Genomic DNA, 23369 nt, shown 5'->3' with positions numbered 1-23369 from the left:
CCGTTGTGTCGTGGCCGAGGCTAGATGGCTCCGCCGGGAAACGGGGGCAGGCAGCGCCGGGGACCATCTGCGGGTCCGCTGTGGCTGGTCGCGCAGTTCCCCGCGCCCCTTCAGGGGCGCTGCAGCCCCCGGGGTCGAAAAGCTCGGGACCTCTCAGCCCAGGTTCGGGATGCGCCAGTCGATCGGGGTGTGGCCCTGGGATGCGATTGCCCCGTTGATCTGGGTGAAGGGGCGGGAGCCGAAGAATTTCTTGGCGGAGAGGGGGGAGGGGTGGGCGCCCTTGACCACGGTGTGCCGGGTCTCGTCGATCAGGGGGAGCTTCTTCTGGGCGTAGTTGCCCCACAGGACGAAGACCGCCGGGTCGGGCCGCGAGACCACCGCGCGGATCACCGCGTCGGTGAACTTCTCCCAGCCGCGGGCCTTGTGCGAGTTGGCCTCGCCGGCCCGCACCGTGAGCACCGCGTTGAGCAGCAGGACACCCTTCTCGGCCCACGGCATCAGGTAACCGTTGTCCGGAACCTCCAGGCCCAGCTCCTCGCGCATCTCCTTGTAGATGTTCCGCAGGGAGGGCGGCGTCTTCACTCCGGGCCGGACGGAGAAGCACAGACCGTGGCCCTGGCCCTCGCCGTGGTACGGGTCCTGGCCGAGGACGAGGACCTTGACCTTGTCGTACGGCGTCGCCTCCAGCGCGGCGAAGACCTCCTCGCGCGGCGGGTAGACGGGGCCCTTCGCCCGCTCCTCCTCGACGAACTCGGTCAGCTCCTTGAAGTAGGGCTGCTGCAGCTCGTCACCCAGAACCCCGCGCCAGGACTCGGGCAGCATGGCGATGTCGGTCACGTCAACGTCCTCACGGTGTCAATCAACCACGGTGTGCGGTCACTTCCAGGCTTCAGAACCTACAGGCGACCACTGACAACCGGTGCCGAGAGGGCGCTTCGCCGGGTCACCAGCTGGTCTTGCGGTGGAGCATCCACATCTCCATGATCGTCGACGGGTCGAGGGCCTGCTCGCCGCCCGAGATGTCGTCGCTGGCGGCCACGTACTGCCGGCCCTGCCACAGCGGGATCAGGCGGGCGTCGTCCACCAGGATCTGCTGGGCCTGCTCCAGGTCCTTGACCACCTGGCCGCGGTCGCTCTCGCGGCGGGAGTGCGGCAGCAGCTTGTTGGTGATCTCCGGCGCCGGGTACGGCGTGCCGAGGGCGTTCTGCTGCCCCACGAACGGGGCGATGAAGTTGTCGGCGTCGGGGAAGTCCGGGAACCAGCCGCGGCCGAACACCGGGTACTCGCCGTTCTGGTAGCCGACCACGTAGCTCTTCCAAGGGCGGCTCTTGAGCGTGATGGTGAACAGCCCGGAGTCGTCCAGCTGCCGCTTGAGTTCCTTGAACATCAGGCCGGTCTCGGAGCCGTAGCGGTCGGTGGTGTACCAGAAGGTGAGCGGGACCTTCTGGGTGATGCCCGCGTCCTTGAGGATCGAGCGGGCCTTGGAGACGCTCGGGTAGCCGTAGTCGTCGAAGAAGCCGGTGGTGTGGCCGGTCAGGCCCTTGGGGACCATGGAGTACAGCGGGTCGACGGTGTCCTTGTAGACCTTGTGCGCGATCGCCCCGCGGTCGATGACCTGGGCGACGGCCTTGCGGACGGCCGGCTGCTTGGCCCAGGAGTCCTTCGGGTTGAACACCAGGTAGCTGATGTCGATGCCGGCGCCGTCGACCAGTTGCAGGTCGCTGTTGCCGTGCTTCTGCAAGGCGATGATGTCGTCGGCGGCCAGGCCCCGGTAGGTCACGTCGATCTGCTTGTCACGCAGTGCCTTGACCATCTCGGCGGAGTCCTGGAAGTAGCGGATGGTCACCGCGTCGTTCTGCCGCTTGGCGAAGCCCTTGTAGTTGTCGTTGCGGACGAGGACGGCCTCCTTGCCCTCGTCGTACGACTTGAGCTGGTACGGACCGGAGCCGTAGACCTTGTCGTCCTTGCGCAGGGAGTTCGCGGGGTAGTCGTCGGGGTCGACGATCGACATGGCGGGGGTGGCGAGCACGAACGGGAAGGTCGCGTCGGGCTTGTTGAGGTGGAAGACGACCTCGCGGTCACCCTTCGTGTCGACGCTGTCCAGGCTGCCGAGCAGCCCGGCCGGACCGCTGGGGGCGTTGATGGTGCGGATGCGGTCGATGGAGTGCTGGACGGCCTTGGCGTCCAGCGCGTCGCCGTCGGCGAACTTCATGCCGGCGCGCAGCGTGCAGCGATAGGTGCGGCTGCTGTTGTCCGTGAAGGCGCAGCTCTCGGCGGCGTCGGGCTGCGGGGTGGTCGCACCGCTGGGGTAGGCGAGGAGGGTCTGGTAGATGTTGCGGAACAGCTCCCAGGAGCCGTCCCAGGAGGCCGCGGGGTCCAGCGTGCTCGGGGCGCTGGTGGTGCCCACGACGATCGTGCCCTCGCCGCCGGAGCCGTTCGACAGCAGACCGCATCCGGCCACCAGGGATATGGACGCGATCGCCGCGACTCTCCGCAGGAATCGGTTCCGGTTGAACACGCGCACGCTCCTCGATCTGCCATACCAAGGGTCGGCAGACCATACCGCAGCGCCCCGTGCCGTGAACCACCCCTGAAACAGGGGTTCTTGATCGATTTCGCGATGACGACGTTGTCATCCGGCCCGTGCCGGCCCTGTACGGCGTTCCGGGCGCCGCTCATGGCAGGCGCGGCGCCCGGAACGTCGTGATCAGACGCCGGCGTTGAGGAAGAGGCCGCCGTCCACGACGAGCGTCTGACCGGTGACCCAGGCGGACTGCTCGGAGGTGAGGAAGGCGGCGGCTCCGCCGATGTCGGAGGGCACGCCGAGCCGGCCGAGCGGGTAGGCGGCGGCCGCCTCGGCCTCCCGGCCCTCGTACAGGGCCTGGGCGAACTTGGTCTTGACGACGGCCGGGGCGATGGCGTTGACCCGGACCTTCGGCGCGAACTCGTGCGCCAGCTGCTGGGTCAGGTTGATCATCGCCGCCTTGCTGATGCCGTAGGCGCCGATGAACGGCGAAGGCGCGAGGCCCGCGATGGAGGCGATGTTGACGATGGCGCCGCCGTTGTCCTTCTGCCAGGCGTGCCAGGTCTTCTGGGCGAGGCCGAGCGCCGAGACCACGTTGGTCTCGAACACCTTGCGGGCGACGTTCAGGTCGAGGTCGGCGATCGGCCCGAACACCGGGTTGGTGCCGGCGTTGTTGACCAGGAAGTCGACGCGGCCGAAGGCCTCCATGGTGCGGGCGACGGCCTCGCTCTGGTGGTCGAGGTCGTGGGCCTTGCCGGCGACGCCGATGACCCGGTCGGAGCCGAGCGTCTCGACGGCCTCCTTCAGGGCGTCCTCGTTGCGGCCGGTGATGCACACGCGGTCACCGCGGGCGACCAGGGCCTCGGCGATGCCGTAGCCAATACCGCGGCTGGCGCCGGTGACGAGCGCGGCGCGGCCCGAGAGCTCGGGGAGTTCAGTCATGATCCGTGTTCCCCTAGTCGAGCGGTCCGCCGGCGACGTACAGCACCTGGCCGGAGACGAATCCGGCGGCCTCGCCGGTGAAGAAGGCGATGGCGTTCGCGATGTCCTCGGGCTCGCCGACGCGCTGCACCGGGATCTGGGTGGCGGCGGCCTTCTTGAAGTCGTCGAAACCCATGCCGACGCGGTCGGCGGTGGCCTTGGTCATCTCGGTGGCGATGAAGCCGGGGGCGACGGCGTTGGCGGTGATGCCGAACTTGCCCAGTTCGATCGCGAGGGTCTTGGTGAAGCCCTGGAGTCCGGCCTTGGCGGCCGAGTAGTTGACCTGGCCGCGGTTGCCGAGCGCCGAGGACGAGGACAGGTTGACCACGCGGCCGAAGCCGGCGTCGACCATGTGCTTCTGGACGGCCTTGGTCATCAGGAAGGAGCCGCGCAGGTGCACGCTCATGACGGTGTCCCAGTCGGAGACGCTCATCTTGAACAGCAGGTTGTCGCGGAGCACGCCGGCGTTGTTGACGAGGATGGTCGGGGCGCCCAGCTCGTCGGCGACGCGCGCCACGGCCGCGGCGACCTGCGCCTCGTCGGAGACGTCGGCGCCGACCGCGATGGCCTTGCCGCCGGCCGCGGTGATCTTCTCGACGGTGTCCTTGCAGGCGGCCTCGTCGAGGTCGATCACGGCGACCGCGCGCCCCTCGGCGGCCAGTCGTACGGCGGTGGCGGCGCCGATGCCGCGCGCCGCGCCGGTGACGATCGCGACCCGCTGTTCAGTGGTGGACATTGCTGCTTCTCCTCGCCCTTGAGAGAACCTGTCAGGCCCCTGCGGGACCTCAGTCATGCGGTGAGCGACCGCTTAGTACCTTCTCCGCACGTGACGCTAGAAGCCTTGGCACCCGGTGTCAACGGCACACGTGGCGGTGTGATCCATTACCTCCGCGTCACCTCACCAGGAGGTCCAGCAGCCGCTCGGTCTCGGCGGCCGGATCGACGGTCAGCCCGGTGTGGACCGGCCCCGGCCGCACGACCGTGGAACGCGGCGCGATCAGCCAGCGGAAGCGCCGCCCGGCGTCGTCGCGGGCCGCCTGCCCCGCCTCGTCCCCGCCCTCGCACACGCGCTCGACGGCGCCGAGCGCGGCCCGCACCCCGGCCACGTCGGCCCGCGGGTCGAGCGCTAGCAGCCGGGCCGCGTCGAGGTGGGTGCGGGCGCCGACGTAGGCGTGGGCGCGGCAGTAGACGAGCACGCCCGCGTTGATGCACTCCCCCCGTTCGACGCGGGGCACGACCCGCAGCAGCGCGTACTCGAACACGTCCCGGTCGCCGCCCTGGCCCGCCCGGGTGATGTGGCGCTCGACGACATGTCCGGCCATGTGGATGTGGTGCTCGCTCACGCGCCCTCCTCGATCCCGGTGATGCGCTCATGGACGACGGCGGCCCGTGCGAGGAGCGGCCGCGCGTAGGCCCGCCGGAGGTCGTCGGGGCCGGCGAAGCCGGGTTCGTCGGCGAGCCAGGCGTCGGGGACCGCGGCGGTGACCTCGGCGAGCAGGTCCTCGGTGACCAGGGGTGCCAGCTCGGCCGCGGCGGCCGCGACGTCGGGTGCGCAGCGGGCGAGGGCGTGGTCCGAGGCGTCGTAGGGGCGGGCCGCGGAGGCGTCGGCGGAGGGCCAGTTGTGGTGCCAGATCATCGTGGCGCCGTGGTCGATGAGCCACAGCTCGCCGCGGTGCACCAGCAGGTTGGGGTTGCGCCAGGAGCGGTCGACGTTGTTGACGAGCGCGTCGAACCAGACGATCCGCCCGGCCTCCGCCGGATCCACCGGGAAGGCCAGCGGGTCGAAGCCGAGGGCGCCGGAGAGGAAATCCATGCCGAGGTTGGTGCCGCCGCTGGACCTGAGCAGCTCCTGGACCTGCTGTTCGGGCTCGCCGAGTCCGAGGACGGCGTCGAGGTGCAGGGTGATCAGCCGGGGCATCCGGAAGCCGAGCCGGCGGGCGAGTTCGCCGCACACCACCTCGGCGACGAGCGTCTTGCGGCCCTGTCCGGCGCCGGTGAACTTGATGACGTAGGTCCCGAAGTCGTCGGCCTCGACGAGTCCCGGCAGCGAGCCGCCCTCACGTAGGGGCGTGATGTAGCGGGTCACGGTGACTTCCTTGAGCATCGCCCCAGGTTACTGGTGTGCGGGACGCGCATCCGGGGGCCTCGCTGAACGGGTGGCGCCCGTGGCCCGTACCCCTGGGCGGATCACGAGGAAGCTCCGCGAAGGGAAGCCGTCATGAGCAGCGCATCGCCCCGTCCCACGCCGGGACCGACCCGCCGTACCGTCGTCGCGGCGGCGGCCGGAGCGGCGGGGCTCGCCGCCGCGCTGACCGCGTGCGGGTCGGGCGCCGACTCGTCGAACAGCGTCACGACGGGCTCGGGCTCGTCCGGGTCCTCCGGCTCGACGGGGTCGTCGGGTTCGACAGGGGCGCAGGGCGATGGCGCGGCGGGGAGCACCTCGCTCGCCAAGACCTCGGACATCCCGGAGGGCGGCGGCAAGATCTTCAAGGATCACGGCGTGGTGGTCACCCAGCCCACGGCGGGCACGTTCAAGGCCTTCTCGTCGAAGTGCACCCATCAGGGCTGCGCGGTGACCACGATCGCCGACGGCGCGATCATCTGCCCGTGCCACAAGAGCCACTTCTCGGTCGAGGACGGCAGTGTGAAACAGGGTCCCGCGACCCAGGCGCTGCCGGCCGAGAAGATCACCGTGTCCGGCGACGAGATCGCGCTGGCCTGAGCCTTCAGGCCGTCCCGCGCCACCGCCGGAGATGACCGAGCACCTCGTCGGTGCTGGTCACCGTGGCGACCAGCGCGAGGGTGTTGCGGATCATCGCGTCGGTGTAGTCGGCGGGCACGCCCGCGATGGCGTCGGCCGGGACGACGGCGGTGTAGCCGCCGTTGACGGCGTCGAACACGGCGTTGGGGATCGCGACGTTGGCCGAGACACCGGTGACGATCAGCGTGCGGCAGCCGAGGTTGCGCAGCAGGGCGTCGACCTCGGTGCCCTGGACCGGGGAGAGGCCGTGCAGCCGTCGTACGACGATGTCCTCCCGCGCGACCTCGATGGGCGGTGCGACGCGCACCGCGGCGGTGCCGGTCAGCTGCCGCACCGGCAACCTCTCGGCAGCGCGGAACAGGCGGGCGTTGCGGCTCGCGCCCCGGCCGTCCGGGCGGCGTTCGGCGACGGCGTGGATCACCTGGAGCCCGCTCGCGTGCGCGGCGGCGACCAGCCGGGCCACGTTGCCCACGGCGTCGCGGGCCGCGCGGGCCAGGTCGGGCAGTGCGCCGTCCGGGCCGACCACCCCCTGCTGGCACTCGACGGTGAGCAAGACGGTGCCGGCGGGATCGAGCAGCTCGCCGAGGCGGTCGTACGACGGCATGACGCCCCCTTGTCCGAACGGTCTTGTCCACTCGGGCCTGCCCGCACGGGCTCGTCCACGCGGGCTCGTCCACACGGTGCGGGCGGCGAGCTTAACCAGCGGGGCGTTCGAGGGGAAGACGACCCATTCCCTTTTCTGACGTGATGTCAGAGGATCAGCTCCGGTACGGGAGTCAAGGGAAGTCCTCTGGCACGACGTGGGAGAAGAGGGACCGCATGACCGTCACCGAACAGCGCCGGGGCCGGAAGATCATGATGACGCCGGGCGAGCTGGACGCGTTCCTCACCGCGCAGCGGACCTGCCGGGTGGCGACGGTCTCGGCGGACGGCGCACCGCACGTCAGCGCGCTGTGGTTCGCCTGGGACGGCGCCTCGCTGTGGCTGTACTCGGTGGTGCGCAGCAGGCGCTGGGCGCAGTTGCGCCGCGACCCGCGGGTGGCGGTCGTGGTCGACTCGGGCGAGGAGTACGACCAGCTGTGCGGCGTCGAGCTGTCCGGGCGGGTGGAGTTCGTGGGCGAGGCCCCGCGCACCGGGGAGCTGTGCGCCGAACTGGACACCGCCGAGACGCTGTTCACGCGCAAGAACTTCGGCCTGGACGAGATGCCGCACGACGGGCGGCACGCCTGGGTGCGGCTCACGCCGGAGAAGATCGTCTCCTGGGACTTCCGGAAGCTGGGCGCGCCGTGATCTTGCGGCACCTGACGCCGGCGGCCCGTGGGCCTCAGCCGAACTGCCGGGCCGCCGCCCTGAGGGCGCCGACGGCGGCGCGGATGGAGGGGCGGCGGTCGGCGTCGGCCCGCCAGACGACGTAGACGTGCCGGCGCACGCGCTGGGCGAGCGGGACCATGACCACGCCCGGCGGCACCGGGTCGCGCCCGAGCAGCGGGGCGATGCACACGCCCAGTCCCGCGGCGACCAGGCCGAGCTGGGTGTGGGTCTCGCCGGCCCGGTGGCCGACGATCGGCTCGACGCCCTTCGAGCGCAGGGTGAAGATGAGCCACTCGTGACAGAACTCGCCCTCGCCCCAGGTGATCCACTCGTCCTCGGCGAACTCGGCGAGGTCCACCTCCTCCCGGTGCGCGAGCCGGTGCCCCACGGGCAGGGCGACGTCGGCCGGGTCGTCCAGCAGGGGCGCCTTGACCAGGCCGTCGGGCACGGGCATCGGCTTGTTGTACCAGTCGAGGACGACCGCGAGGTCGAGGTCGCCGCGCACGACGCCGGCGATGCCGTTCTCCGGTTCCAGTTCGCTGGAGCGCACCCGCAGCCCCGGGTGTTCGGCGCGCAGCCCGGCGAGCGCGGTGGGGAAGAGGCCGCGGGCGGCGGTGGGGAACGCGGAGAGCCGGAGTTCGCCCACGACCTGTCCGCGGTGCGCCTCCAGGTCGGACTGGGCGAGTTCCACCTGCGAGAGGATGCGGGCCGCGTGCTCGGACAGCAGCCGCCCGGCGTCGGTGAGCCGCACGCCGCGCCCGTTCTTGGCCAGGAGCTGCTGGGCGACCTCCCGTTCCAGCTTTCCGAGCTGCTGCGAGACCGCGGACGTGGTGACGTGCAGCGCCTCGGCGGCGGCGCTGACCGATCCGTGCCGGGCGAGGGCGTCGAGGGTGCGCAGGCGCTCCAGGTTCAACATGTAAGTGATTCTAAGAGGTATCCGGTGGGAAATCTCGATTGTGCTACGAGATTGCCTGCCGCATCGTTGAGGCCATGAGCAGCAGCACCGTCACCTCTTCCGCCCCGCCCCGGTCCCCCTCCCCCGCCGCCTCCGGCCCTCGCCTCGACTGGCGTCTCCGCTTCGGCGCGCTGTCCCTGATCTGGGGCTTCAGCTTCCTGTTGATCAAGGTGGGGACGGAGGGCTACGCGCCGTTCCAGGTCACCCTCGGGCGACTGGTCTTCGGTACGGCGGTGCTGGCGGCGGCGATGGCCGTGAAGCGGGAGCGTCTGCCGCGCGGCGGGCGGACGTGGGCCCACATGGCGGTCGCCGCGTTCTTCCTCAACGCCCTGCCGTTCTCCCTCTTCGCCTTCGCGGAGCTGACGATCCCGTCCACGCTGGCCGGCATCTGCAACGCCACGTCACCGCTGTGGGGCATGATCCTCTCGCTGGTCGCGCTGTCCGAGGACCGGCCCACCCGGGTGCGGGTGGCGGGCCTCGGCCTCGGCTTCCTCGGGGTGCTGACGGTGCTCGGCGCGTGGCAGGGATTCCAGGGCCTGGACGCCACGGGGACGGGCATGGCGCTGCTGGCCTCGCTGAGCTATCCGGTCGGCTGGATCTACGTGCGGCGGACGCTGGCCGGCACCGGGAACTCCCACCTGTCGATGACGGGGGCGCAGCTGCTGCTCGCGACGGTCCAGCTCGCCGTGGTGACCCCGCTGTTCACGAGTTTCCCCGCGCACTTCGCCGTGGTGCCGCTGCTGGCCGTCGCCGCGCTCGGCGCGCTGGGCACGGGACTCGCGGTGCTGATCCAGTACGGGCTGGTGGCGGAGGTCGGCCCCACCACGGCCCAGATGGTCACCTACTTCATTCCGGTCATCGCGACGGCCGCGGGAGTGGCGGTGCTCGGGGAGTCGCTGCACTGGACCACACCGGTGGGCGCCGTGATCGTCATCGCCGGGGCGGCGCTGACCCAGGTCCGGCGGGGCGGCTGACCGGTGAAGGCGGCCAGCCGGCCGACGAACTGTGGGCGAGCGGCGAACGGTGGCGGTCGGCGAACGGTGGCCGGCCGCTACACGTACGTCCGTACCGGCGCCGGTCCCACCGCCGCCGCGACCACCTCCGCCAGGGGGCCCGCCTCCTCCGGAGCCAGCCCCGCGACCGTGATGCGGATGCCCTCGCCGGACTTCAGGCGGAAGCGGGCGCCCGGGGCCACCGCCCAACCCGCGTGCAGGAGACGCGCCACCGCCGACGTCTCGTTCGGGACCGGGACCCAGACGTTCAGGCCGGTGCGGCCGTGCGCCGGGACGCCGTGCCCGGCGAGCGCGCGGATCAGGGCTTCCCGGCGGATGCAGTAGGCGGCGGCCACCGCGGGGGTGTCGACCGCGCCGTCGGTCCAGAGCCGTACGACGGCCCGCTGGAACAGCCGGCTGACCCAGCCCGGGCCGAGTCGCTGGCGGCCGCGCACCCGGTCGACGGTGGTGGCGTCCCCGGTGAACACGGCGAGACGCAGGTCGGGGCCGTGGGCCTTGGCGACGGAACGGACGAAGGCCCAGTGGCGGGTGACGCCGGCGAGGGGGTGCAGGGGCACGTCGACGATGCCGTGGCCGTGGTCGTCCTCGATCAGCAGGACCTCGGGGTGGCTGCCGAGCACCGCGCGGAGGGCGTGCGCCCGGTCCCCGGTCAGTGCGGCACCGGTCGGGTTCTGCGCCCGGTCGGTGACGATCAGGGCACGGGCGCCGGACGCCAGCGCGCGCCGCACGTCGCCGGGAACGGGCCCTTCGTCGTCGACACCGACCGGGACGGTGCGCAGCCCGAGCGCCGGGACCAGGTCCAGCAGGCTGCCCCAGCCCGGGTCCTCGACCGCGACCGTGTCGCCCGGTCTGAGATGGGCCAGGAGGACCCGCTCGACGGCGTCGAGGGAGCCGGACGCGACGGCGACGGGGCCGTCCGGCACACCGTCGGCGTCCAGGGCCGCGCGGGCGAGGCGGGCCAGCTCGGGTTCGACGGGGTCGGCGCCGTACAGCACGGGATCACCCTCGCTCTGCGCGGCGGCGGCCGCGAACGCCTCCGCGAGGGAGGGCAGCAGCGCCGGGTCCGGGTTGCCGTCGGACACGTCCCGCACGCCGTCCGGAACGTCGAGGCGGACCTGGTCGCGCCCGGTGGTGGCCGGTTTGGGGCGGATACGGCTGCCCCGGCGCCCGGCGGTCTCGATGACGCCGCGTTCCCGCAGGGTGCGGTAGGCGGCCGCGACCGTGTTGGGGTTCACCCCCAGCCGGTCCGCCAACTCCCGCATGGGCGGCAGCCCTTGGCCCGGCCGCAGCTCCCCCGCGCCCACCGCGCGCTCCACGCTGGCCGCGATCTCGGCTGCGCCCCGACCTTCGATCCGATACTCTCCTAGCACAAAGACAATTATGCACTAGTGCAATGGAGAACGCCATGCAGGGGACCCAGGAGACGACCCGGGACGCGACTGCGGAAGCGAGTCGGGAAACGCCGCCGCCGTCCGCCGCCGCCTACACCCCGACCGACCGCACCGTGCCGACCCGTTCGGCGGACCGGGCGTCGTACGACCGCGAGCTGGTGCACGCGATACTCGACGAGGGCTACGTGTGCCACCTCGGTTTCGTGCGCGACGGCGCCCCGGTGGTACTGCCCACGCTGTACGGCAGGGTCGGCGAGCGGCTGTACGTCCACGGCTCCACCGGTTCGCGTCCGCTGCGGATGACCGGCGACGCGGACCCGGGCCTTCCCGTTTGCCTGACGGTCACCCATGTCGACGGCCTGGTGCTGGCCCGGTCCGCCTTCCACCACTCGATCAACTACCGCTCGGTGGTGGTGCACGGCGTCGCCCACCAGGTCACGGACCCCGAGGAGCGGCGGCTCGCCCTGGACGCGCTCGTCGACCACGTCGTGCCGGGCCGGGCCGCCGACTCCCGGCCGGCCAACCGCAAGGAACTGGCGGCCACCGCGGTGATCCGCCTCGATCTCGACGAGGTCTCCGCCAAGGTCCGCACGGGCGGCGCCAACGACGAGCCCGAGGACCTGGCCCTGCCGCACTGGGCCGGTGTGGTGCCGCTGCGCAAGGGTTACGACACCCCGGTCGCCAACCCCGACCTGACGCCCGGCATCGAACTGCCGGACTACCTGACGGCGGCGCGCTGACCGCCACCGGTCACACGGGGCCGACCCCCGCCCGACCGGGGCCGGCCCCCGTCACACCGGGGCCGGTTCCCTCACACCGGGGCCGGTTCCCGGCCGTTCGCGCGGGCCTCGCCGACCGCTAGGCCGGCCACCGCGCCGAGCATCAGCAGGGTGCCGGTCACGGTGGCGGCCGTGAGGTGCTCGCCGAGCAGCACGACGGCGAGCACGGCCGCGGTCACCGGCTCCAGCAGCATGATCACGGAGACGGTGGCGGACCGGACTACGGCGGCGCCCGCGAAGTACAGCGCGTAGGCGAGGGCCGTGGGCACGGCAGCGATGTAGAGCAGCAGCCACAGCAGCCGGGCCGGGTGGCCGGTGTGCGGGAGCAGGCCCTCGTGCAGCGCGAACGGCAGCAGGAGCAGGGTCGTCACCGCGAAGGCGCCGACCGTGGTGTCGGAGGCGTCCGCGCCGCCGCCCCGGCCCCACCACCGGGTCAGCAGGGTCATGGCCCCGTAGCCCGCGGCGGAGAGGAGCGCGAGGAGCACTCCGGCCGGGCGGACCGTCGTGGCGGAACCGGCGAGGGTCAGCACGGCCAGCCCGGCGAGCGCGCCGGCGACGGCCGCCACGCCCCCTCTGCCGAGGCGCTCGCCGAGGAGCAGTCGCGCGCCGAGCGCGATGAGGACGGGCCCCGCGCCGAGGGTGACGACGGTGGCGACAGCGAGTCCGGTGGACTCCACGGCCGCGAAGTAGGCGGTCTGGAACACGGCGAGGCCCACGCCGGTGGCCACGGCCCGGCCGATCCGGCGGCCCAGGGGCTCGGCGGCCGCCGGACGCACGCGCGGGCGCAGCCCCCGGCCGGCCAGCAGCAGGAGCAGGCCCAGCGCGCAGCGCCAGAAGGACAGGCCGAGGGCGCCCAGGTCGCTGGTGCGGTAGACCAGCGAGGCGGCGGCCCCGGCGGTGCCCCAGGCGGCACCGGTGATGATCAGATAGAGCAGGCCACGCCCCACGGGCAGGCCGGAAACAGCGTTCGACAAGGGATTCTCTCCGCAGAAACGCACCGTCGGGTGCGGAAGCTCGGGGGCGTCCCGCTCGGGCGGGACGCACGGACTTCGTCTGCGGGCAGCACCGCCCGGCCCGGCATCGGATGAGTGCGCGGGCAGGGACCCCGGAGGCCCGCCTCAGGCGGCCGGAGGCGGGAGGACGAGTGCGTTCGACGGCATGGAGGCCACCCTATGCCGCCGTTCCGCGGGCGGACAACTCGCGTTCCGCGCCGCCCGAGGCGACCGGATCCGGTCCCTTCCGGGAGGGGGCCGAGGACTGGGCGATGAAGGCTCCGGCCAGGACGACCGCGCCGCCGGCGATCTGCGGCGCGGACAGGTGTTCGCCGAGCAGCACCCAGGCCAGCACGGTCGCGATCACCGCCTCCAGGCAGGCGACGACCCCCGCGACCTGCGGGGAGAGCCGGCGCACGGAGAGCACGCCGGTGACGTAGGCGACGACGGTGGCCAGCAGGACGATCCAGGCGAGCAGCAGCCCGGCGGGGACGGCGGTGCCGTTCATGCGGGCGGAACCGGCCAGCACCGACCAGTCCATGCTCCAGGGCCGGGCCACGACCGTCAGGACGGCCGCGCCGACGAGGAGGCCGTACGCGATCACGCCCAGCGGGTCCGGTGCCTCGTCGCCCGCGTCGCTGCCCTGGTCGGACAGGACGAAGTAGCCGACCTGGCAGCAGGCGGCGCCGAGGGCGAGCAGCAGGCCGAGCGCGTCGAAGCTCAGCCCGGACCACACCTCCACCACGCAGGCGAGTCCCCCGGCCGCGAGGACCACACCGAGCGCGGCGGCCCGGGTGACCGGCCGCCGCTGCACGAACCGCACCCAGCCGAGCACCAGCGCCGGGGCGAGGTACTCCACGAGCAGGGCCACGCCGACCGGGATGCGGGAGAGCGCGGCGAAGTAGCAGGCCTGCACCCCGGCCACGGCGAGCAGCCCGAATCCGGCCAGCAGGGCGGGCCGGCTGCGCGGCAGGGCGCGATGCCGCACGGCGAGCGGCAGCATGACGAGGGCGGCGCCGGCCACCCGCAGCCACACCACGTGCAGCGGGTCGAGGCCCGCCTCGATCAGCGGCTTGGCCGCGACCCCGGACCCGCCGAAGGCGAGCGCCGACACGAGGGCGAGCCCGAGCCCGACGCCTTTGCCGTGGCTGCCCTGACTGGTTTCAGACGTACGCACCGGCACATGATGACAGGGGACGACATGAGCGTCATCCCCGTTGACACCTGTCTCAGGTGGTGGACGGGGCAGCGCTCAGCAGGTCGGCCGGCCGCCGTCGGCGTACTCCACGGCGAGGGCGTCCAGCCGGGCACGCAGACCGTCGGCCGGGACACCGGTGTGTTCGAGCACCTCGACGGCACGGGACTGCGGGTCCGCGACGAGCGCGGCGAGCAGGTCGGTGCCACAGGCGCGGGGCTCGCCGCGCTGCCCGGCGCGCCGCAGTGCGTCCGTCATGGCGGCCGCGGCCACCGGGGACCAGTCCCCGGCGTCCTTGACCTCACCGCCGTACGGGTCCCGATCGGGTACGACCCTGATCGCGCCGGAGTCCTCCACTCCGCTCTGCCAGCGCAGCCCGTACCCGATGCTGCGCTGCACGAGGTAGCCGAGCAGGCGGGCGAGCTGCGGGGCGCCGCCGACGAGGGCGCGGGCCTGCGGGTCGGTCTCCAGCAGCGAGTGCAGCAGGTGCGCGGTGTCGACCTGCCGGTCCCCGTCCCGGACGGCCCGCCTGCGGGCACCGGCGACCACCGCCGCCAGCTCGGCGCTGAGCGCGGCATCGTCATCGGGGCGGAGGCCGCCCTGGTCGCGGGCGGCCGGGCGGGCTGTACGGCGTTGCACGTACTCCACCCCATCAGCCCCGGCCGTCCCGGTCATCCGCGAGGGGAACCATCTTGGCGTCCCGCAGGAAGTGGACAACCTTGTCAGGGATCTCATCCTCAGGGAGGAGATCCGACCCATCCGCCCTTTCCTGACAGTTCATCAGTATTGAATGTTCGAGGCCCTGCGGCTACGTTCCGCGACAGCGTAGCCGGAGACGAAGGGGTGGTCGCATGGCCGAAGTCAGCGCGGAGGCACGCATCCAGGCGCCGGCCGAGAAGGTGTGGGCCCAGCTCACCGACTGGTCGGCGTACGGCGAGTGGAACGCCACCCACACCAGCTTCCCCAAGGGCGGCCCTGAGGCTCTGGCGGTGGGCGGGACCTTCCAGGAGAACATGAAGCTGATGGGCTTCCCGGCGGAGGTCGACTGGACGATCGAGGAGCTGGAGCCGGCGCGGGTGTTCGCGATCCGCGGCAAGGGCCCGATGGCGGTGACCGTCGCCACCCGCTACACGCTCACGCCCGACGGCGAGGCCACGACGGTCCGCATCGACGGCGAGTTCACCGGCGCGGCGGTCTCGCTGATGGCGGGCAAGCTGAAGGACTCGGCGACGGCCGCGCTGACCGAGTCGCTGCGGAAGCTGGACGGCCTGGTGGCCTGAGGCTCCGGGCCCTGCAGCCGAAGGCGCCCCGCGGAGGATTCCACGGGGCGCCATCGCCGTCGTACGGGCCGGCATCTCTGCGGGCCGACCCGGCGTACGGCTCAGTCCTCGTCGGCGAGGATGAGGTACAGCTTCTTGCGGGCGTCGGTGATGACGGTCAGCGCCTTCTCGCGCTGTTCCTTGCTGCCCGTCTTCCAGACCTGGCCGAAGGCCTCCATCAGACCGGAGCCGGCCTGCCGGATCTCACTCAGGGCCTCCCAGTCCACCCCGCGCGTGGCCTCCTCCCACGGGGCCTCCGGGCTCTCCTCGGCGGCGCTGCGGCCGCTCTCGGTGAGGGAGAACAGCTTCTTGCCGCCCTCGCTCTCGCTGGCGATCAGGCCCTCGTCCTCCAGCAGCTGGAGGGTGGGGTACACCGAGCCGGGGCTCGGCTTCCAAGCGCCGCCGCTGCGTTCGGCGATCTCCTGGATCATCTCGTAGCCGTGCATGGGCCGTTCCTTCAGCAGGGCCAGGATCGAGGCGCGCACGTCACCGCGCCGCGCCCGCCCCCTCGGTCCGCCGCGCCCTCGCGGCCCCCAGGGTCCGCCGGGCCCGAAGCCTGGACCACCCGGGCCGAAAGGCCCGAACGCGGCCCGCCGGCCCTCGAAGCCACCGGAACCGGGGAAGCCGCCGAAGCCGTGGTGGCCATGCGCCCCGGGGCCCTCGTGACGATGTCCGTGCTCGTATCCGTGCGTACGCATCGTGATCACTCCATTTCCGTGGTGTGTGTGAGGACTGTCACCGATTCGGTGATCAGTCGTGTCGTATCGCGTACCGTTCGCGATGCCTCAACGATATATCGAACGCGATCGCCTGGCAAGCCCCTTCCGTCGTGTCACCGCTGACCTGTGACAGCGATCGTTGATCGATTGCCAGAAAGAGTTGATCAAAGTTCGTTTATGTCAGCGATGAGTGACCACATGGCTTTTTGTGTCAGCTCAGGCTGACCGCTGCGTGTTTGACCTCTCTCGGTGAAGGTTGATCGCCTCGGCGACCGTCTGGGACCGTGGTCGAACGCCTGCTAAGCCGTGCTTTAGAAGCCGATCACTTGGACCCTGCCTGTCGGCGAGGCGCGCGCTGGCCCTTGCGGCGGAGCAGAAAGCGGTGGCTCCGGGGAGCCAGAACCGACAGGATCCAGGTATGTCAGATGAATGGCCCCCGCCCGGGCACTCCTTCTATTACCGGATGAGCACCCATCTGGACGGTGGACCGTCTTTCGACCTGGACATCACCACTCCCAGAGCCCGGTCGAGCGTGGACATCTCCACCTTCAGGGTCGGGCGCCACGGAGGCCCGGACGAAGCCGACCTCGCTTACCGTGAACGCCTCTACGGGCTGATCGGCGCCATCGTGGTCGCCGGCGGCCATGTCGAGGCGGCCATGAAGCGGCTCATACTGCTACTGAGAGACGAGCAGGGCGGCTTCTCGCTCGTCGACAAAACATGGTCCGACCTTCACAAACTGCTGGTGGCGCAATCCCGCAGGAGCATTCCACAGGCCACCGCACTCGCCGAGATCCTTGAGTGGGGCGAGGTCAACGAGCTCAAGCGCCGCCGCGACGATGCCGTTCACGCGTCCTGGTGGAACTGGGACGGCGTGGGCGTCATGCGCTCCCGCTTCTTCAGGAAGCAGGATGGCGCCAACATCGTCTGCACCCTTGAGGACCTCGAGGAGGATGCGAGGCTGCTCTTCGCGTACGCCGAGAAGCTCGACCTCCTTCTAGAAGCAGATTGGCCACAGGCGAGACTGCCACGCCGGACCTGAGCGCCTTCTCCTGCCGTTTCCCGGCGGAACGCGGACGTACAGGCACGACCCTGGGCGGGCGAGGGAGTCCGCCGATAGGCAATGCGACGTCACCCGGTGTCCCGGGATCGCCTGTTGTTGACGCTCCGTGCTGGCTCCGCGACTCCTGCTGTTTCCGGTCGGGCCAGACCAGGACACCTACAGGGAAAGCGCCACCACCCCACAGGTGGGGCCTGTCAGGCTGTGAGCCGTTCGGGCAAGCGGCGGCGGTAGCGTGCCCGGAGTACGTCGCCTGGTTTTGCCGACTCGCCGGGGGTGCCCGTGTCCATGCCGGAAGTATCCATCAGGTGTTGCCGAGCCGGCATGGGATCGCCGGTGCGTCTGCCGCCGCCCGCACCCGCCCACCGATACCGGTCTCTTCGGCGCCGCACGTCCGTTCGCTCGGCTGAGTGTCTGCGCCCGGTGCCGGGGCCGAGCCTTGGACGCGAAGTCAGTCCTGCGTCTGGTTTTCGATGCGGGTCACACGATCGGGGCCCGGATGATCGACGCCGGGCACCATGGGGTTCTCGTAGTCGAACTCCACCTTGCCGAAAGAGTCGCTGGTGATTGGCGGAGGGTCGTTGTCGGCGATGATCAGTTGAAGGCGCTCACCGTATGCGTCGGCCATCGTCCGAAAGCGGCTGTAGATATCTGTAGCGCGTTGCCGGTCGGAGTCGTTGTTGCCGAAGGCCTTGCGGGGCGAGTCGATAACAAGGAGGGATGGCACGAGGACGTCGGCGTGGTCGAGACCGAAGGCAAGAAGAGTCAGGCTGTAGGCGAGGCTGACGGAAGTGGCGATGCCGCCGCCGGAGGCCTGCAGGCTCTCGAAGGGTTGTCCGTTGACCACGGGCAGGTAGGTGTCGCGGTCGATGACGGCCGTGTCGACCCACGGCAGGTTCCAGCTGGTGAGCAGTTGCCCGAATTCGGTGCTGAGGTCACCCAGCAGTGTCTGGCTGGCCTTGAGCTGCTCCGACTTTTCCTTAATGTCCTTGTTGACCTGCCGCCGCTCCGCTCTGATGTCGCGGATGTCCTTGTCGATGGCGCGTACCCGGGTCCAGGAATCCCGCAGCTGGGTAATGGCGTCGATACTGGCTTTGAGCGTGGCAACGCGCGTGCTCGCATCGGTAATTGCGTCGAAGCGTGGAGCGACCGCATCGCGGGTCTGGGCGTCAAGCTGCCGACGCAAGCTGGTGACAGCGAAGTTGAGCTGCTGCGACCGCTGCCGTGAGGCGTGCAGGTGCGCCTCGTCCGACTGCTCGATGTGCCGCGCGTCCTCAAGTTGTTGCTGCAGGACGGTGCGTGTTTCTTCGATGGCCGCCGGGTCGACATCGGCCTCGGCGGGCTCGGGCTGGAGGCAGACGATGCAGTGGTCGTCTGCCACGGTCCGTGTGGTCAGGGACTGCATACAGCGCGGACAGACGACGAATTCGAACGGGGACAGCTGGTCGATGGCGGTGGCCGACCGTGCGAGACGGGATAGGTCGAGCTGGACCTGGGCGACCACCGCCCGTCGTGCCTCTACGAGGTCGGCGGCCGCGGAGACTTCCTCCTCGGCCTGCCGTGCGGCGTGGATCGCGGCCTGCAGTTCCTCCCGCAGTGCGCTGTCGGCGGCCGTCTGTTCCTCCAGTTCGGTGCGGAGACTCGCCAGCGCGGACTCGGCCCGTCCCAGAGTGTCGCGCAGCTGCGCGAGCTCGGCCCGCAGCTCGTCGTCGCTGCGGGGATCGGAGGCGGCCAGGAACTGGCCCACGTTGTCGTGCTCGGCGGTTCGGGCCTTCAGCCTGTCCGTGAGCTGGCCCGCGGTGCGCTTGAGCTCCAGCAGCACGCTGTCGGTCAGCGCGAACATCAACCGGAAGAGCTCTTTGCGCTTGGGCTCGAACCAGGAGTCCAGGTGGCCGACGACCTGGCGGTCGATCTCGCGCGCCTGGAGATAGACGTAGGTGTACAGGTCGTTGAAGGTGAGGTTCTGCTGCCGCGCTACTCCCTCGCGGCGCGCAGCGATCTGTACGCGGGGAAAGCCAAGAGCGTCCAGCAGGTGGTCGGAGAGCGTTGTTCCACCGCTATCCGTGTTGCGCAGGGGCAGGGTGCGCTCAAGGGCGAGGAAGTTCGGGTCAAGGAGGTCGACGGTGTCGGCGGTGTCACCCCCGATGGTGCGTCGCAGGACGATGCGTTCGGTGCCGGCCACGACCTCGGCCTGGACGGACAGGACGTGGTCGCGGACGGCCGGGGTGAGCATGGCGGTGCCGCCGAGGGCGTGCTTGAAGAGCATCAGCAGGCTGGACTTCCCGGTCCCGATGGGGCCGGTGATCACGGTGGCCGGGCGGTTGAAGCGGTAGGTCTTCTCCGTCTCGGCGGTGGTGACCGTCAGGGAGAGGATGCGCAGGTTGACGGCCACGTCAGATCTCCGTCCGCCAGGGTCGGTCCACCGCGTCGGGCAGGCGGTCGTAGATGAGGTTCTTCAAAGCCGATCCTGTTTTGTTGAAATGCTTCTTGAGTAGCTTGATCCGGCTGGCGACTACTGCCCATTCCGGCGTGGAGGCCAGGGCGGCAGCGGCAGAGGAGCCTTGCTCGGTGACGCGGAATTCGGCTCGGGCCGTGTCGCCGTAGGTGATCAGGCCGCGGGCGGCGAGGGAGCCCAGGATGCTGTAGTAGCGCTGGTCCCAGGGCCCGTACTTGTAGCGGGTCATCCGGCTCTCCACCGCCAGACGCTCCTCCGGGGACGGGGCGGTTCCTTCGGGCCAGGAGGCCTGACCGGCTGGCAAGAGACGCTCCAGCATGGCCGGGTAGCGCAGCAGAAAGTCGAGTTTGGCGAGCTTAGTCAGACCCGCGAGGCAGCTCTTGGCGGTGGTGAACTGCGCAATGAGCAGGAGAACTCGCGCTTCGTGATACTGGCTCTCGCGCTGCTCGGCCTGCCGCTGCCGGGTGCGCATGCGGACTGCCGCAGCCTCGAAGTCGGCGCTCGGCGTCATGACGCTTCACCGTCCGCATCGAAGTTCTCGGAGAAGTAGAAGAGGCATTCGTCGCACAGCTGATAGGCCAGCCCCAGCAGATGCTGGTTTTTCACCAGGAATGGCGGCGGCGTGGACAGCCCGTCGACTTTGAGTCGCTGGGTGAGCAGGTCATTCATCGTGCTGCCGTACGCGCTGCCGTCCTGGGTCTGTGAGCGGGCGTGGCGCTTGCACTCGAAGACGACTTCCAGTACGTCCGTGGACAAGTTCAGCAGATCGGTGTCATCTCCGGCCAGGCCGGAGCGCCGCTCGGACCATGTGGCGTACCACGCTGAGCGGAGCCGCTCCGCGAACGCCGCTTCATCCGAGGGGACCAGGCCGCGCAGCAGCTTGCGGTTGAGCTTGGCGCCCCCCGGTGCCACCAGGGGGACCGGGCCCCGTGGGAACGCTGCTAGTTGGGCCGATGCGTACGCCATCTCTGCACGGAGGACGTCGCGGGTGATGCTCCGGCGCCCAATGCGCTGCTGCATCTGCGTGCTGTAGCGGACGCGGCTCGGATCGGCGATGTAGGCGGCAAGTTGGCCGCGGTCGCTCTCATCACGGTTGGCTCTCTCGATCCGGTCCACGATGTTCCGGTAGGTGGCCTCCGTGTCGACGTGCGCCAGCTGCAGTTGCTCGACGGCGGGTACCAGAAGGCTCTGAATGTTGACGTCGGTGATGTACGCGCGCTGCGGCGGATCACACGAGATCTCTAGGACCGTGAGGAACTGTCTGACCTTGTCCGCGAAGCCTGCCGGTATCTGGATGTCCGCGAGTGGCACTTTGGGCGTTTCAGGGACGTTGTCATAGGGCTCTTCCCAGCGCACCTTCAACATCTGGCGGGCGATCGTGTCGACCATGGCCGACAGGCCGTCGGTGATTTCAGGCCCCGGCCCGCACATCCGAGTCAGGAGGTCGGCATTGTCCTTGGCTGGGCTCATGGCCGCGTTGGTGGCCAGCCGGAGCCGCACGTTCGCGGCGCACTCGCAGGCGCACCAGCGGTCGAAGAGATGAGTAAGACCGCCGCTCTTGCACAACTTGACGAGTGTCCAGGTGCCTTGGTTCTCTTCGCGGTGCTTGACCGATACGAGTTCCACGGAGCCGTCGGTGAATGCCACGACGAAGTCTTCGTGCCATTCACAGACGATGAAGTCGATCGCGTCTTGCGTGAGCATGGCGAGACAGTCCCGCGCGGCTACTTCCGCTTGGTAGCGATAGCGGCCCAACGTATCCGAGCCGCTGTCTTCGCCCGGGGCGAGCCTGAAGATCGCGTGCGTCGAACCGTCCGGACCAGTGGCAGTTGCAGGGCGCTCGGCCCTGGTGGCTCCGCCCGACGCGTCGACCATCAACGTCCCCCGCTCCGGCCCCGTATGAGAGCGCGTTCCTTTCCACGTCTGCTCCGCCAGCAGACGTGAAGATCCCCACCCGTATCACACTCCAGGGTCGCCGCGTAACTGTCCGTCGCGTGATCGTGTGGGAGATGTCATTTCGCTCGCCCCAGCGATCAAGAAGCTTGCGCCACGCGGACTTCCTCGGCGCCTACGAAGGGGCGCTGGTGAAGCAGGCTCGACAGAGCGCCCTGGAGGAGCGGGTGAAGGCCGTACTGGCGGACAAGGAAGACGATGGGTAGGCGCGAACCGGTCAGCTCCGGTCCCGGCCGGATCTTCCGCCACCACCCCCTCCCGATGCTGCGCTCGCACCGCTGCGCCCTGTGGCTGACCCGTCCGCCGACCTGGCCCCGGCGCGCGGCCGGCGACTTCACGGACGACGTGCCGACGAGGTGTAATCCCACGCAATGTCCACGACGCTGACCCTCGACTTGGGATGCCCCCCGGATGTTCAACAGGACCCGTGCTGGACGAGGGTGCGACCACTGAGTCAAGATCGAGTTGAGGGGGAGGGAAAAATTGAACGAGAAGACTTTCACCGAGATGGCGAGCCGGTTCCTGCGCGCATCCCTGGACTCGTGGCGCCAGGGGAACCACGCCTTTGCTGTCCTACACGCTGGTGTCGGATGCGAGCACATACTCAAGGCCTTGCTGTGCCGTCACAACCCCTTGTTGATCGCTGAGAAGGGTGACCAGTCCTTCCGTTTTCACTCTCTTGGCCACGGGGACGCGAACGGCGTCAAGCCTCTCTCTGAGGCAAGGACCATCGGCATACTCGAAGCCTTCAAGACTGCAGCCGTCTTCATGCGCGGCCGTATGCCAGTGGATGAACGGACTTTTCGGCCGTTCGCCGACTCCCGCAACGGCGTCGCGCACTCTGCCTACCTCGATGACATGGCCGTCAGGAAGGTCATCGAGACGGGTGTCCAGGTCGTCGAGTCTGTCCGTGCCGAGCTAGGCCTGGACCCAGCTGGCTTCTGGGGCGAATACACGAACGTCTTCGCAGATCTGAGCCAGGTTGCCTCCGTGCCCGCCCCCGCAGGACCGGACAAGCGACCTCTTCTGGAACCCTTCGCCCAACAACTTGCGTTCGCCGCGCGCGAGCGTGCCCGCTCGGCTGTCTCGGTAGCCCTCAATACAGGCCTTGAAGCCGCCTCCTGGGACGAGGCCACAATGTCCAGCGAGCTCGAAGGGGACGTCACCCGCACTGCGCTGGATGCTGCACTGGTCACTGCACTGCGGATCGAGGGATCCCAAGCCGGGCAAGCCGCCGAGAGGCTGCTCGTAGAGTACGGAGTGCTCCCGCTCCCTGCGTCGCTGTCCTCCCATGAGGACCCTGGCGTCCTGCAGCGGTCCCATACTGCTGTAACGGTCAAGGTCATGATTGCTTCAGGTGTCATCGCTGGACTCGTCGACGTTCAGGGTCGCCACCGCGATATGCCCCTAGTTGACATTCTGATCCACCTCGACCAAAGAGGCTGCCTGATAAGTAGTCGGTCAAGCGGTGACCACGTGTGGTGGCGTGAATGCCCGGCTTGCGGTTACGCCGGCAACGTGTACGGGGACCTCAGCCCCGTACCCTGCCGCTGCGATGCGTGGGCGCAGTCGTGTATCCACCCTGGCGGGGTTGTCGACGTCGGAACGGTCGAGTCTTTCTCCTGCCCCTTCTGCGGCCTCTCCCTGAGCAACCGCGGGGAAATCGTCACGGCGGGCATTGAATCGCGTACCGAAGCCCCGGAAGAAGATTGGTGAGCAAGCGCGACGGCTGGAGCACGAATAGGTCTAAGGGCTTACAGATCATTAACGTGTCGTCTTGATCTTGTTGCTGGGTGTGCTCGTTTGGGCGTGGGCCCGAGCCTGGGCGGCCGATGGGGTCGGCGCGGGCAGAATGACGATGCCGTGTGCCTTGAGCAACCGCCTGTTCTTCAGGAGCGTGCGATGGCGGTGCGGCTGGTAGCGAACAGTACGGCGAGGGGTTCGGCGACCAGGAAGATCCG

General features: G+C 70.0%; 24 protein-coding genes and 1 pseudogene. 8 read left to right on the top strand and 17 right to left on the bottom strand.

Annotation, left to right across the window (positions count from 1 at the left end; genetic code table 11):
- Nucleotides 1-153: 153 nt before the first annotated feature.
- From ung to ABZ854_RS02400, 6 genes are all read right to left on the bottom strand, one after another.
- Nucleotides 154-837 (bottom strand): uracil-DNA glycosylase, encoded by a 684-nt coding sequence (ung, locus tag ABZ854_RS02425; protein WP_361202952.1) that lies wholly within the window; start codon nt 835-837, stop codon nt 154-156.
- Nucleotides 838-943: 106 nt separating this feature from the next.
- The gene (locus ABZ854_RS02420; RefSeq protein WP_361202949.1) at nt 944-2518 is read right to left on the bottom strand and encodes an ABC transporter substrate-binding protein; all 1575 of its coding nucleotides are present in this window, start codon (nt 2516-2518) and stop codon (nt 944-946) included.
- Nucleotides 2519-2707: 189 nt separating this feature from the next.
- Complete coding sequence (locus ABZ854_RS02415; protein WP_129310522.1) at nt 2708-3466, bottom strand: SDR family oxidoreductase; 759 nt, start codon at nt 3464-3466, stop codon at nt 2708-2710.
- A 13-nt stretch (nt 3467-3479) separates the two neighbouring features.
- Entirely contained in the window at nt 3480-4241 is a 762-nt protein-coding gene (gene fabG, locus ABZ854_RS02410) for a 3-oxoacyl-ACP reductase FabG (protein ID WP_361202946.1), read from the bottom strand.
- Between the two features lie 157 nt (nt 4242-4398).
- Nucleotides 4399-4848: a DUF3037 domain-containing protein gene (locus ABZ854_RS02405; protein ID WP_361202943.1), complete on the bottom strand. Its 450-nt coding sequence runs from the start codon at nt 4846-4848 to the stop codon at nt 4399-4401.
- Nucleotides 4845-5609, bottom strand: a complete 765-nt coding sequence (locus tag ABZ854_RS02400) for a HipA family kinase (RefSeq protein WP_361202940.1) — start codon at nt 5607-5609, stop codon at nt 4845-4847. The genes ABZ854_RS02405 and ABZ854_RS02400 overlap by 4 nt, the downstream gene beginning before the upstream one ends.
- A gap of 114 nt (nt 5610-5723) precedes the next feature.
- Here ABZ854_RS02400 and ABZ854_RS02395 point away from each other — a divergent pair, with 114 nt between their 5' ends.
- Nucleotides 5724-6227 (top strand): Rieske (2Fe-2S) protein, encoded by a 504-nt coding sequence (locus tag ABZ854_RS02395; protein WP_361202937.1) that lies wholly within the window; start codon nt 5724-5726, stop codon nt 6225-6227.
- 4 nt (nt 6228-6231) lie between these two features.
- On the opposite strand, the gene ABZ854_RS02390 is transcribed toward ABZ854_RS02395, so the two are convergent.
- The gene (locus ABZ854_RS02390) at nt 6232-6870 is read right to left on the bottom strand and encodes a cysteine hydrolase (RefSeq protein ID WP_361202934.1); all 639 of its coding nucleotides are present in this window, start codon (nt 6868-6870) and stop codon (nt 6232-6234) included.
- 215 nt (nt 6871-7085) lie between these two features.
- Here ABZ854_RS02390 and ABZ854_RS02385 point away from each other — a divergent pair, with 215 nt between their 5' ends.
- Nucleotides 7086-7556: a pyridoxamine 5'-phosphate oxidase family protein gene (locus ABZ854_RS02385; RefSeq protein ID WP_361202931.1), complete on the top strand. Its 471-nt coding sequence runs from the start codon at nt 7086-7088 to the stop codon at nt 7554-7556.
- Nucleotides 7557-7590: 34 nt separating this feature from the next.
- On the opposite strand, the gene ABZ854_RS02380 is transcribed toward ABZ854_RS02385, so the two are convergent.
- A complete protein-coding gene (locus ABZ854_RS02380) occupies nt 7591-8493 on the bottom strand; it encodes a LysR family transcriptional regulator (protein WP_361202928.1) in 903 nt (300 codons plus the stop codon).
- A 74-nt stretch (nt 8494-8567) separates the two neighbouring features.
- On the opposite strand from ABZ854_RS02380, the gene ABZ854_RS02375 reads away from it, so the two are divergent.
- Nucleotides 8568-9506 (top strand): DMT family transporter, encoded by a 939-nt coding sequence (locus ABZ854_RS02375; RefSeq protein WP_361202925.1) that lies wholly within the window; start codon nt 8568-8570, stop codon nt 9504-9506.
- Nucleotides 9507-9583: 77 nt separating this feature from the next.
- Here ABZ854_RS02375 and ABZ854_RS02370 read toward each other — a convergent pair whose 3' ends face one another.
- Nucleotides 9584-10915: an aminotransferase class I/II-fold pyridoxal phosphate-dependent enzyme gene (locus ABZ854_RS02370; RefSeq protein WP_361202922.1), complete on the bottom strand. Its 1332-nt coding sequence runs from the start codon at nt 10913-10915 to the stop codon at nt 9584-9586.
- A 35-nt stretch (nt 10916-10950) separates the two neighbouring features.
- Between ABZ854_RS02370 and ABZ854_RS02365 the strand changes: the two genes are divergently transcribed.
- Nucleotides 10951-11676 carry a pyridoxamine 5'-phosphate oxidase family protein gene (locus ABZ854_RS02365; RefSeq protein ID WP_361202919.1) on the top strand — a complete coding sequence of 242 codons (726 nt, stop codon included), beginning with the start codon at nt 10951-10953 and terminating at the stop codon, nt 11674-11676.
- Nucleotides 11677-11747: 71 nt separating this feature from the next.
- Here the strand turns inward: ABZ854_RS02365 and ABZ854_RS02360 are convergent, their stop codons facing one another.
- The 3 genes from ABZ854_RS02360 to ABZ854_RS02350 form a co-directional block, all read right to left on the bottom strand.
- Complete coding sequence (locus tag ABZ854_RS02360) at nt 11748-12689, bottom strand: EamA family transporter (protein WP_361202916.1); 942 nt, start codon at nt 12687-12689, stop codon at nt 11748-11750.
- Nucleotides 12690-12885: 196 nt separating this feature from the next.
- A complete protein-coding gene (locus ABZ854_RS02355) occupies nt 12886-13890 on the bottom strand; it encodes an EamA family transporter (RefSeq protein WP_361202913.1) in 1005 nt (334 codons plus the stop codon).
- A gap of 69 nt (nt 13891-13959) precedes the next feature.
- On the bottom strand, nt 13960-14451 hold the full coding sequence (locus ABZ854_RS02350; RefSeq protein WP_361203502.1) for a Clp protease N-terminal domain-containing protein: 492 nt from the start codon (nt 14449-14451) through the stop codon (nt 13960-13962).
- Between the two features lie 302 nt (nt 14452-14753).
- Between ABZ854_RS02350 and ABZ854_RS02345 the strand changes: the two genes are divergently transcribed.
- Complete coding sequence (locus ABZ854_RS02345; protein WP_361202910.1) at nt 14754-15182, top strand: SRPBCC family protein; 429 nt, start codon at nt 14754-14756, stop codon at nt 15180-15182.
- Nucleotides 15183-15283: 101 nt separating this feature from the next.
- Here the strand turns inward: ABZ854_RS02345 and ABZ854_RS02340 are convergent, their stop codons facing one another.
- On the bottom strand, nt 15284-15919 hold the full coding sequence (locus ABZ854_RS02340; RefSeq protein ID WP_361202907.1) for a PadR family transcriptional regulator: 636 nt from the start codon (nt 15917-15919) through the stop codon (nt 15284-15286).
- 484 nt (nt 15920-16403) lie between these two features.
- On the opposite strand from ABZ854_RS02340, the gene ABZ854_RS02335 reads away from it, so the two are divergent.
- Entirely contained in the window at nt 16404-16982 is a 579-nt protein-coding gene (locus ABZ854_RS02335) for a hypothetical protein (protein WP_361202904.1), read from the top strand.
- 469 nt (nt 16983-17451) lie between these two features.
- Here the strand turns inward: ABZ854_RS02335 and ABZ854_RS02330 are convergent, their stop codons facing one another.
- The 3 genes from ABZ854_RS02330 to ABZ854_RS02320 are packed head-to-tail and all read right to left on the bottom strand — an operon-like array spanning nt 17452 to nt 21330.
- Nucleotides 17452-19392, bottom strand: a complete 1941-nt coding sequence (locus tag ABZ854_RS02330) for a hypothetical protein (RefSeq protein WP_361202901.1) — start codon at nt 19390-19392, stop codon at nt 17452-17454.
- A 1-nt stretch (nt 19393) separates the two neighbouring features.
- A complete protein-coding gene (locus tag ABZ854_RS02325; RefSeq protein ID WP_319717987.1) occupies nt 19394-19966 on the bottom strand; it encodes a hypothetical protein in 573 nt (190 codons plus the stop codon).
- Nucleotides 19963-21330, bottom strand: a complete 1368-nt coding sequence (locus ABZ854_RS02320; RefSeq protein WP_361202898.1) for a dsDNA nuclease domain-containing protein — start codon at nt 21328-21330, stop codon at nt 19963-19965. The genes ABZ854_RS02325 and ABZ854_RS02320 overlap by 4 nt, the downstream gene beginning before the upstream one ends.
- Nucleotides 21331-21449: 119 nt before the next feature.
- Between ABZ854_RS02320 and ABZ854_RS02315 the strand changes: the two genes are divergently transcribed.
- Both ABZ854_RS02315 and ABZ854_RS02310 read left to right on the top strand, forming a co-directional pair.
- Entirely contained in the window at nt 21450-21614 is a 165-nt protein-coding gene (locus tag ABZ854_RS02315) for a hypothetical protein (RefSeq protein WP_361202895.1), read from the top strand.
- A gap of 277 nt (nt 21615-21891) precedes the next feature.
- Nucleotides 21892-23124: a hypothetical protein gene (locus tag ABZ854_RS02310; protein ID WP_361202892.1), complete on the top strand. Its 1233-nt coding sequence runs from the start codon at nt 21892-21894 to the stop codon at nt 23122-23124.
- A gap of 48 nt (nt 23125-23172) precedes the next feature.
- On the opposite strand, the pseudogene ABZ854_RS02305 reads toward ABZ854_RS02310, so the two are convergent.
- Nucleotides 23173-23360, bottom strand: a pseudogene (locus ABZ854_RS02305) (ISAzo13 family transposase); the annotation flags it as partial.
- Nucleotides 23361-23369 lie beyond the last annotated feature (9 nt).

The sequence above is a fragment of the Streptomyces sp. NPDC047028 genome (assembly GCF_040644095.1).
Lineage (GTDB): Bacteria > Actinomycetota > Actinomycetes > Streptomycetales > Streptomycetaceae > Streptomyces.
Note: the sequence above shows the minus strand (reverse complement) of the source record. Positions and strands in the feature narration are given on the sequence as shown.

Bases quoted from the DNA above. Each gene is read 5' to 3' on its own strand.
- ABZ854_RS02415 (WP_129310522.1), bottom strand. From the start codon at position 3,466: ATGACTGAACTCCCCGAGCTCTCGGGCCGCGCCGCGCTCGTCACCGGC.
- fabG (WP_361202946.1), bottom strand. From the start codon at position 4,241: ATGTCCACCACTGAACAGCGGGTCGCGATCGTCACCGGCGCGGCGCGC.
- ABZ854_RS02400 (WP_361202940.1), bottom strand. From the start codon at position 5,609: ATGCTCAAGGAAGTCACCGTGACCCGCTACATCACGCCCCTACGTGAG.
- ABZ854_RS02395 (WP_361202937.1), top strand. From the start codon at position 5,724: ATGAGCAGCGCATCGCCCCGTCCCACGCCGGGACCGACCCGCCGTACC.
- ABZ854_RS02390 (WP_361202934.1), bottom strand. From the start codon at position 6,870: ATGCCGTCGTACGACCGCCTCGGCGAGCTGCTCGATCCCGCCGGCACC.
- ABZ854_RS02385 (WP_361202931.1), top strand. From the start codon at position 7,086: ATGACCGTCACCGAACAGCGCCGGGGCCGGAAGATCATGATGACGCCG.
- ABZ854_RS02380 (WP_361202928.1), bottom strand. From the start codon at position 8,493: ATGTTGAACCTGGAGCGCCTGCGCACCCTCGACGCCCTCGCCCGGCAC.
- ABZ854_RS02375 (WP_361202925.1), top strand. From the start codon at position 8,568: ATGAGCAGCAGCACCGTCACCTCTTCCGCCCCGCCCCGGTCCCCCTCC.
- ABZ854_RS02365 (WP_361202919.1), top strand. From the start codon at position 10,951: ATGCAGGGGACCCAGGAGACGACCCGGGACGCGACTGCGGAAGCGAGT.
- ABZ854_RS02345 (WP_361202910.1), top strand. From the start codon at position 14,754: ATGGCCGAAGTCAGCGCGGAGGCACGCATCCAGGCGCCGGCCGAGAAG.
- ABZ854_RS02340 (WP_361202907.1), bottom strand. From the start codon at position 15,919: ATGCGTACGCACGGATACGAGCACGGACATCGTCACGAGGGCCCCGGG.
- ABZ854_RS02335 (WP_361202904.1), top strand. From the start codon at position 16,404: ATGAGCACCCATCTGGACGGTGGACCGTCTTTCGACCTGGACATCACC.
- ABZ854_RS02325 (WP_319717987.1), bottom strand. From the start codon at position 19,966: ATGACGCCGAGCGCCGACTTCGAGGCTGCGGCAGTCCGCATGCGCACC.
- ABZ854_RS02320 (WP_361202898.1), bottom strand. From the start codon at position 21,330: ATGGTCGACGCGTCGGGCGGAGCCACCAGGGCCGAGCGCCCTGCAACT.